The following is a 9,121-nucleotide window of genomic DNA, read 5'->3' on the forward strand; positions in this document are numbered from 1 at the left end:
TTAGATCACGTGCGGTCTCAGCGACCCACGCTCAACAAACTGGCAATTGACGACGCGTTGTTCGCGCGCCTTCCCGGCCGACTTTATTCTGTCCTTCAGCATTTCTATGCCGCTGGCGACAACTTGCGTCGTGTCCGCGCGAAACGTCGACAGCGGATGACTGGCCCATCCTGTGGCCTGAATATCATTGAAACCGATGACGCCAACATCGGGGATTCTCCGGTGGCATTCAAAACGCAGCGCATCGATTGCGCCAATCCCCAACAGATCGTCCGCACAGAAAACACAGTCCAGTTGAGGATTGTCGCGAAACAGCTCTGAAGCGCCAGCATACCCATCCGCATACGCGTAATTCTCCGCGCGCTTAACCACCGGCTCAATCCCTTTTTCCGCCCAAACTTCGGCGAAACCCGCCAACCTGTCTTGCGTTGTCGAGACGCTGGAACTGACGCCGATAAAGCCCGGTTTCTCATAACCCCGCGCAATAAATTCGCGCGCGGCATGCCGGCCACCATGCGTGTTGTCGACAAATACAGAATCCACGTCTCCGACGCCGTGAAATCGCCCAAAGGCTTGGATCAACGGAATTTTTGCGTCACAAATTCGCTCCAAAAACCGCTCGTCCACGGTCGAGGAAGCAACGATTACGCCATCCACCTGATACTGCAGAATAAGATCAACGGCCTGATCCCAATCGAAATTTCCTTTGAGATTGAATGCCACCGGCAAGAGTTTGCGTTCCTGAAGCTCCGACGTAAAGGCATCGACAACCGAGTTGATAAATGGATTGGCAAACGCATTGGTGACCAAAGCAATCATATCAGAACGCCCGGTCGCCAGACTTCGGGCCAATACATTTGGCTGGAACCCGATTTCCTTTGCGGCCTTCATAACGCGCTGCCGGGTCGATGGTGAGACAGACGCACCCGGTGTAAACGATCTTGAAACGGCCGACATCGACACATCGGCCAATCGTGCAACATCCATAAGAGTTGCACGTTTTGCCGTAGGGCTATCATCAAAATCGGGCAAATTGCATCCTCATTCGCTCACTGCGCCAGCCGCCTCTGAGCATATCATTCATCAGTCAGGTCACTTGTTGGACCACATAGTCAGGTTCGTCAAATACCATCGTAGCTTTGAGCATTTCATCCGCGCGCTCAATTCCCTCATTTCGTGACATTGCCGCATCTTCGTGCTCGATGCTGACCCAACCATTATAGTTGTTCAATGCAAGTTGATAGAAAAAGTCACTCCACCACTTTGCGCCATGCCCGACCCCAATCGCACAGTGCGTCCAGGCCCTTGGTTTGGCCGTTGCAAGCGACCCGTTTTCCATCAGGCTGTGCGTTGCTGCAACGCTTGTGTTGATGAACGTGTCTTTTCCATGCACATGCGCAATACTGTCGCCCAGATAGTCGACCGATTGAATAGCATCGGCACCCATCCACATGAGGTGACTGGGGTCGAGGTTTGCACAGATCAGCTCCCCTATCTCCCCTCGCAACTGCATCAGCGTGGCCGGGGAATAAACAAGCTGTGACCCATGCATTTCTATGGCAAGCTGTTCTACCCCGTTTTCATGCGCAAAACGCGACAGGTCATGCCAGTACGGCAACAACCGTTCGGTCCATTGCCATTTTAGTTGTTCCTGGTTTTCCTCTGGCCAGGAAGAAGTAATCCAATTGGGTGCCAGTCGGTTTCATTGGCTGCCGGAAGGCCAGACATCAGCACCACCATTTTCAACCCAAGAATACCTGACAATCGGATTGTATCGCGCACCACGCGGTCCTGATTTGCGCCTGTAACCGGATGTAATTGGTTCCCGTTGCAGTTCAAAGCAACCACGGAAAGGTCACGCCGGTCGAAGTGATCCAAAAACGCTTTGCGCGCCTTTTTCGAGGCAAGCAGCCCAGTCAGATCAACATGCGGCGCTGACGACCAATTGCCAGTATTGACCTCAACACCTGAAATACCATGCGCCTGAGCCGCGTCGAGCATCTTCTCGAACGGCAAATTGGCAAGACTGTCAGATACCAATGATAGCTTCATACGAACTTTCCTAAAACATGGCTTCCAATGTCATCTTGTGGCGCCGAACTGAAAGCGCTTGCAATTCAGCCTCCGCTAACCACCGAAAACAGGAGATTGATTGGCTGGGAATCGACAATTTTTCAGCCGCCAAACCTAAGCCTGTCTTGCGCATCAATTGCGGCATTCAGCTTGCTGTCCAACCATCCGCCCGCCAGCGCTTCTCGCAGCAACTCTTGCTGGCTCGCCGGTGTCATGCCGCTTGGCCCAAGTGGCGCATCATTATCAAGGTTGGCCGGAAACGGGTAAGCTTCTGCAGTAGCAGCAATAACATTCTCAATCTCGCGCTTAGGCATGGTCTCACGCGTCACGTACTCAAGAAGTTGCGGATAGACTTTCTTGACCATCGCGCTGCGATCCACATGTTCCATGGTGCGCCCATAAATAGAGCCGACCTGCATCAGATTCACAAACCGCTGAATGTCTTTCGTGGTATTGTCGCCTGCTGCATGGAATATCGCGGGATTAAAGAACAACAAGTCCCCCTTATTCAGCGCCAATTGCACGCAATTCTCCTGGAAAAACGCCTGAAATTCCGGGCGACGTACTGCAAGATACCCCGGTTGAAAATGCTGTGAGAAAGGCAATAACTTGGTCGGCCCAGAGGCAATTGGCGTTTCGGTGTGAGCCACCGCCCCCTGAAGTGTCAATAAGGGCACCGTAGCATGTTGCCCCGCCGGCGAACATTTCAACGCTGCCTCAGTCTGGATTCCCATATGGTAATCCCGGTGAACCATTTGCGCCCTTCCGCCAGGGCGCACGACATTCACCTGAGTTGTGATCTGATACCCCGTTCCCAACCATGCCTGGCACGCCCGGTGCACGATTTCATTTGCGTTATAGCGAATGAATAAATCCGGATTCCGATCCGCAAGTTTCTGGTGGGAATTCCAAAGGCGGGAATTTGTTCCGGCTTCAGCAAAGTGATCACCGGACGTGTTGTCGCCAGCCTCCTCCTCATCAATGATCGAGAAAAGAACCGAGGTAACGTCGTCAATCAGCGGGATGTCATCATAGCCACCTCGGACTGCGAAAATGCCTGCGCCTGTCGTAAAAACGCGATTAAACTCTTGCATTACTTCAAAGGAACGGGCCTCAGACTGAAATTCATTTCGCAGCGCATCTCCGGAATAAATCGGGATATCTTCGACGATTCCTTCTGCGAACGGACAGTCTTGCACCGCTGTAACACGCCGACACTCACGCTCAAAAGCGTCCAGATCAAAGTCTTGTTCGCCAAACCAGACAGGCTGAAATGATTGCATTTTTGGTCTCTACCTTTCCAGAATAGCAGGATCCACGAAGTTCTTTGAACTTCTAATTGCGCCCGCCAGAGTGGCACACGCATTCGCGCCTTAGCTGAGCCCTTTTGCAAACCGGTGCTGTTTTGCTAGCAACAGTTCACCAAACGCAGACAAGGCGACCCCAATATGAAACGTCACCCCAACGATTGCAAGCCCTTGCAATAATTCACATGACGACAACCAACAGACGCGCAACCCGTGCCCAAGATCCAAGAAAATAATGGTAAATAATCAAATTGGGCTGTGTGATCAGCGCCTAAAACTGGGTCAGAAGTCTAACCCAAGATCTATCGTGCGCGCCGAATGCGTCAAAGCACCAGATGAAATATAGTCAACACCTGTCGCTGCAATAGACGCAACACGCTCCAGATTAACGTTTCCGCTGGCCTCGGTCTTCAAACGGCCGTCGACCATCGCGACAGCTTCGCGCAGCATGTCATTGTCCATGTTGTCCAACAGCACAGCCGAGGCCCCACCCACGTCCAGAACCTCAGCCAGTTGATCCAGACGATCAACTTCGATTTCAACGGCCATCATGTGGCTCGCACTGGATTGAGTTGCCTCAAGAACCTCACGCACACCGCCTGCTGCCGCGATGTGGTTGTCCTTGATCAGGATCGCATCAGACAGCGAATAGCGATGGTTGAACCCGCCGCCATGAAGCACGGCAAGTTTTTCAACAAGGCGCAGTCCAGGCGTGGTTTTACGCGTGCACGTCACCCGGGCGTCGGTGCCTATGGTTTGCTCCACAAAACTGGCGGTCTTGGTGGCAATGCCGGTCAGACGTCCGGCAAAGTTCAGAGCCACACGTTCTCCTGAAAGGATTGCGCCCGCATCCCCTTTGATGGTCATCAGCGTGTCACCGTTCTGGCAAGTTTGACCATCGGAAAAATGGGACGTGATCTCAAGCGACGGATCAACCAGCCGAAAGGCAATTGCTGCGACCTGCATACCGGACACAACCGCATCTTCGCGGGCATTCAGGCACGCTTCATATTTTGTACCCGCCGGGATCACCGCGCGGGTGGTTACGTCACCATAGCTGCCCAGATCCTCTATCAGCGCATTGCGGATCACAGGTTCCAGAACCAGATCGGGTACGGTGGCAAAACTCATGTCAGCTCCTTACAAGCCTGCGCCCGAATATTAAGCGCGTCTGAAAGATACATTTTGGATCGTTGGCCCGGCCCGTCTGACGGTTCGGGAAAATCAGACCGTTCATGCGCGCCGCGACTTTCTTCCCGGATCAGTGCGCCCGCTGAAATCAAGGTCGCGGTGGCACACATATTCAGAAAAGATGGGCTGCGCGCATTGGCGGCCTCAAGTGTTGCAATGTTCTGCAGGGCTTTCGTCAACCCGGCGCGGTCTCGGACAACCCCGACAAACTGCGTCATCGTTTGACGCAACTCCTGAACAGCGATCGCATCAGGCGGGTTTCCGCCCTCGGGAAACTGGATATCCAATTCAGGCGCATCTTGTGACAAGGCAACTTTTGCAGCCATGCCCTCTGCGCAAATGCGCGCATAAACCAGCGCCTCCAACAAACCGTTCGACGCGAGCCGGTTTGCCCCGTGCAAACCCGTCGAAGAAGCCTCTCCGCAAACCCACAACCCATCAAGGCTGGCGCGTCCGGCGATGTCGGTGGCGATACCCCCCATGTGGTAATGGGCGGCGGGCGCAACAGGAATAGGCTCTTTGGCCGGGTCAATGCCATTGCGGGCGCAGTATCCGGCAACCGATGGAAACAGCGTTTTTATTCGCTCTCCTAAAACCGCGCGCGTGTCCAGCATCGGGCGATTGTCCGCCTTGACCTCGGCAAAAATCGCACGGGCCACAACATCGCGCGGCGCAAGTTCGCCGTCTGGATGAACGGCTTGCATGAAACGTGCGCCGTGGTTGTTGACCAGAATTGCACCTTCCCCCCGCAATGCTTCGGTGGCCAGCGGGGCAGGGTCCTCTCCGACATCCATTGCTGTGGGGTGAAACTGTACAAATTCAGCATCTGCAATCAAAGCGCCAGCGCGCGATGCCATACCGATGACCTGTCCCCGAATGCGCGGCGGATTGGTTGTCAGCGCATAAAGCCCGCCGGACCCGCCCCCGGCCAATAACACAGCGGCACCGCGTAACATGACCGGGCCCGACCGGCCTTTGCCCGCAGACTGAACAGCGACGCCGGTCACGCGATCCGCTTTGACCTCCAGATCAAGCGCCATTGTGCCCTCAAGCACCTGAATCGAAGGCGTTGCGCGCACCTGGGCAATCAACGCCGCCATGATTTGCGCGCCAGCCTGATCGCCTTTTACCCGTACAACGCGTGCAAAACTGTGGGCCGCTTCGCGCGACAGCACATATTCCCCACCTTTGGTGCGATCAAAGGGCGTTCCCATCGTTGTGAGGTCAAGAATGTAGTCGCGCGCTTCGCGCGTCACGAGGTCGGCTACATCGGCGTTCACCGTTCCTGCACCCGCGTTGACTGTGTCGGTTGCGTGATTTTCCGGGCTGTCATTCGCGTCCATCGCAGCGGCCACGCCACCTTGTGCCCAGGCAGAGCTTGCGCCTTCGCCCAGTTTTTCCGGCGAGATCATAACCACCGGGTGCGGCGCCAGTTTTAGCGCCGCGTAAAGCGCGCCAAGACCCGCACCCACAATGATAATGCGATCGGTGGAGACGTCCTTCATGTCAGATCAGAGGTCCAGTTTTTTGGACAAATCGATCATCGCCTGCACAGAACGACGTGCTTTCACGGCGATCTGTGGGTCGACTTCAACCTGACCATCCATCGTGTGCAACACATAAAGGATTTTTTCGAGCGTTATTTTCTTCATATAGGGGCACATATTGCAGGGCCCGACGAAATCCACTTCGGGCAGCTCGTCAGCAATGTTCGACGCCATAGAACATTCTGTAATCAGCATCGCCTTTTCAGGTTTTTCATCTGTCACGTATTTTATGATGCCGCTGGTAGAGCCAGAATAATCCGCCTCGGACACAACCTCGGGCGTGCATTCGGGGTGGGCAATCAGCCGCGTGCCCGGGTTCCATTCGCGGAAATCGCGCAAATCCTGCGCGGTGTATTGTTCGTGAACGATACAGGAGCCCGGCCAATAAACCACGGTCTTGTCGGACTCATTGGCGACATTTTGCGCCAGATACTGGTCGGGGGTCATGATCACTGTTTCGCTGTCCATCGCGTTTACGATCTCAAGCGCATTGGACGAGGTGCAACAGATATCCGATGCGGCTTTCACCTCAGCGGTTGTGTTCACATACGACACCACCGGCGCGCCGGGGTATTTTGCACGCATCTCTTCGATGCCTTCAGCGGTGATACTTTCGGCCAACGAACAACCTGCCTCCATGTCAGGCATCAACACGGTTTTCTCGGGGCTAAGGATTTTTGACGTCTCTGCCATGAAATGCACGCCAGCCTGCACAATGACATCCGCTTCAACGTCGCTCGCTTTCATCGCCAATTGCAGGCTGTCGCCGACAAAATCAGACACACCGTGATAGATTTCGGGAGTCATGTAATTATGACCCAAAATGACGGCGTTGCGCTCTTTTTTGAGCGCATTGATTGCTTTGATATAGGGCACATAAATTGCGAAATCAGCGGGCGTCACAACGCGGTTCATACGCGCAAAGATATCCTGCATTGACTCGACGCTCTCAGGCGATGGCGCAAGATCGTAGTTGTTTGAAAGAACGGTGCGAATATCCATAAGATCGAGCAACGATAGACCCTCTAAAGATTTGTTTCGTGCCTACTACACTGATGGAAGATCAATGCCTAGCCACATCGTTTCGGTGCCATTTTGAAACCTAGGCATTCAAAGTGCGAGATCCTTCTGATTGGCCCGCATAACAGCGGGTTATTAGACATTCGGAATCGGGCGACGGCGCCTGATGAATTGGAATATGGTAATGCCAATAAAATTGTAGTCACGTTGCCCTCCCGACAGCATCTTTCAGATGCGCCTGCCGTGCTATGTGCCACATAGGGTGCCGAAGTCCGGCCAAGTCCAACTCAATCTGACCAACCGCAACCGACTTTGAACAAATACAGCTTTATCGACGGAGTTTGCCAAACAAGACCTTGAGCGTCAGCCAAGTTCGAAAGGCAGCGTCACAGAACAGATGCCGGCGCCCACCTTTGCCGCTTTCAGTGGGCTTTCGAAAAAACCTCTGAGCAAACCAAATCGGTCTAGCCCCTTTGTTTAGCGCCACCGAAGTTGGGTTTGTTTAGTTGGGTTTTGTTACGGAACTCAAAGGCTAAAACGTCGTTCTTATCCTAGGTCCGACCTTGGTCGCGTTTCGCCACGCTGCGCCGTGACTTCTCCAAAGCGGACGTTGAACGTTTGTGCATTGGGGTGGACGTTTCCTAGTTTCTGGACAGGAAAAAGCTGAGGAACTGTCAACGGCAGTGAAAACGAAAACAGAAGGGAGGACAGAATGCAGAATTTCGCGGTGTTATACAATAACGACCGCATTAGTCCTGTGGTTTCAATTGATCGCTGCAACACAAGCTTCAAATTTCTCCGCTGGCGTTTGGTAATGCAAGGTCTTTCGAGGTCGCTCGTTGAGCTGGCGAGCGACGGCGCTGAGTTTGGCTTGGCTAAAGCCCGATATATCAATGCCTTTCGGGAAGTACTGTCTGAGAAGTCGGTTAGTATTTTCGTTGCTACCGCGTTGCCAAGGTGGCTGCGGATCACAGCAGAAGACGTCGATCTTTGTGGCCATGGTGAACTTCGCATGACCGGACATCTCAGATCCTCGGTCCCAGGTCAGTGACCGATACAGCTCTTTGGGCAGCTTGCGTGCCGGCTTGATCAGGGCCGTGATAACACTTTGGGTGTCCTTGGTCTCGACTTTGGCCAGCATCACAAACCGGGAATGGCGCTCCACCAGTGTGGCAATATAGCTGTTGTTCGAGCCAACGATCAAATCACCTTCCCAGTGTCTTGGGACAGCGCGATCCTCGACCTCAGGAGGGCGTTCACTGATCGGGATCGCATTCTTGATCTTGCGCAGCTTCAACCCTTTCTGGGTCGCGTGCCGTGACCGTCTAATGGCACGCGGACTGCGCAAACATTCCTGCAATTCCTTTTTCAATACCCCACGGGTCTGTACATAAAGGCTGCGATAGATCGTTTCGTGGCTCACGCGATGCTGTTCCTCGTCGGGGTGCTTGCGTTTGAGCCAACCAGCGATCTGCTGCGGTGACCATTTCCGACGCAACTTGCGTGCGATCAGTTGGCACAATGGGTCGTTGAACGAGAGCTTACATGATTTGGGCCGCGTTGCGCAGTCCCAGGCCCGCTGATCCGAGCGCGCCGCGCGATAGGCCTGACGCCCGCCGTTTCTATGAACCTCTCGGCTGATTGTTGATGCGACCGCTTCAAGTTTCGCGCAATAGAGCGGAAGGATTGCTGGGCGACCAACCCGCGAGATATCTCCTCTCGCTCCGATAGGCTCAAAGCAAATCGCGACCTCTTACGGCAGGTGGCCGGATCCCGCCAAACTGCGCCAAATGCGGAATGATCGAAGACGACGCACGATTGAAGTGCCGACCAATCGAACTCATCGACTCTCCGCGTTGCCACCGATCCCACATCTCGGACTTCTGTTCGTCAGTGTAAAACGTCCTTGTGCGATACTTCATCTCCAACACTCCATCTTTCAAAAGAGACTAAAGTGTTGCACTCACCCGTTGAAACCGCCCC

7 protein-coding genes and 1 pseudogene are annotated in these 9,121 nt (G+C 54.0%); all 8 read right to left on the reverse strand.

The window, feature by feature from the left end; translation table 11 throughout:
- A complete protein-coding gene (locus ABJI08_RS03965; RefSeq protein ID WP_348400520.1) occupies window positions 1-1,032 on the reverse strand; it encodes a LacI family DNA-binding transcriptional regulator in 1,032 nt (343 codons plus the stop codon).
- Between the two features lie 55 nt (window positions 1,033-1,087).
- Entirely contained in the window at window positions 1,088-1,618 is a 531-nt protein-coding gene (locus ABJI08_RS03970; protein WP_348400521.1) for a sugar phosphate isomerase/epimerase, read from the reverse strand.
- Between the two features lie 23 nt (window positions 1,619-1,641).
- Window positions 1,642-2,052, reverse strand: coding sequence for a hypothetical protein (locus tag ABJI08_RS03975; RefSeq protein ID WP_348400522.1), 411 nt, complete (start codon window positions 2,050-2,052; stop codon window positions 1,642-1,644).
- A gap of 122 nt (window positions 2,053-2,174) precedes the next feature.
- Window positions 2,175-3,356: a phytanoyl-CoA dioxygenase family protein gene (locus ABJI08_RS03980; protein WP_348400523.1), complete on the reverse strand. Its 1,182-nt coding sequence runs from the start codon at window positions 3,354-3,356 to the stop codon at window positions 2,175-2,177.
- A gap of 306 nt (window positions 3,357-3,662) precedes the next feature.
- Window positions 3,663-4,511, reverse strand: a complete 849-nt coding sequence (gene nadC, locus ABJI08_RS03985; protein ID WP_348400524.1) for a carboxylating nicotinate-nucleotide diphosphorylase — start codon at window positions 4,509-4,511, stop codon at window positions 3,663-3,665.
- Window positions 4,508-6,076 carry an L-aspartate oxidase gene (locus ABJI08_RS03990; protein WP_348400525.1) on the reverse strand — a complete coding sequence of 523 codons (1,569 nt, stop codon included), beginning with the start codon at window positions 6,074-6,076 and terminating at the stop codon, window positions 4,508-4,510. Before ABJI08_RS03990 ends, nadC begins: the two co-directional genes overlap by 4 nt.
- Window positions 6,077-6,082: 6 nt before the next feature.
- A complete protein-coding gene (nadA, locus tag ABJI08_RS03995; protein WP_348400526.1) occupies window positions 6,083-7,132 on the reverse strand; it encodes a quinolinate synthase NadA in 1,050 nt (349 codons plus the stop codon).
- Window positions 7,133-7,901: 769 nt separating this feature from the next.
- A pseudogene (locus ABJI08_RS04000) lies at window positions 7,902-9,060 on the reverse strand (IS30 family transposase).
- Window positions 9,061-9,121 lie beyond the last annotated feature (61 nt).

The organism is Shimia sp. (assembly GCF_039969785.1).
Lineage (GTDB): Bacteria > Pseudomonadota > Alphaproteobacteria > Rhodobacterales > Rhodobacteraceae > Shimia.

What these genes read in the sequence shown, in the direction of transcription:
- ABJI08_RS03975 (WP_348400522.1), bottom strand. Translation starts at nt 2,052, where the DNA reads ATGAAGCTATCATTGGTATCTGACAGTCTTGCCAATTTGCCGTTCGAG.
- ABJI08_RS03990 (WP_348400525.1), bottom strand. Translation starts at nt 6,076, where the DNA reads ATGAAGGACGTCTCCACCGATCGCATTATCATTGTGGGTGCGGGTCTT.
- nadC (WP_348400524.1), bottom strand. Translation starts at nt 4,511, where the DNA reads ATGAGTTTTGCCACCGTACCCGATCTGGTTCTGGAACCTGTGATCCGC.
- ABJI08_RS03980 (WP_348400523.1), bottom strand. Translation starts at nt 3,356, where the DNA reads ATGCAATCATTTCAGCCTGTCTGGTTTGGCGAACAAGACTTTGATCTG.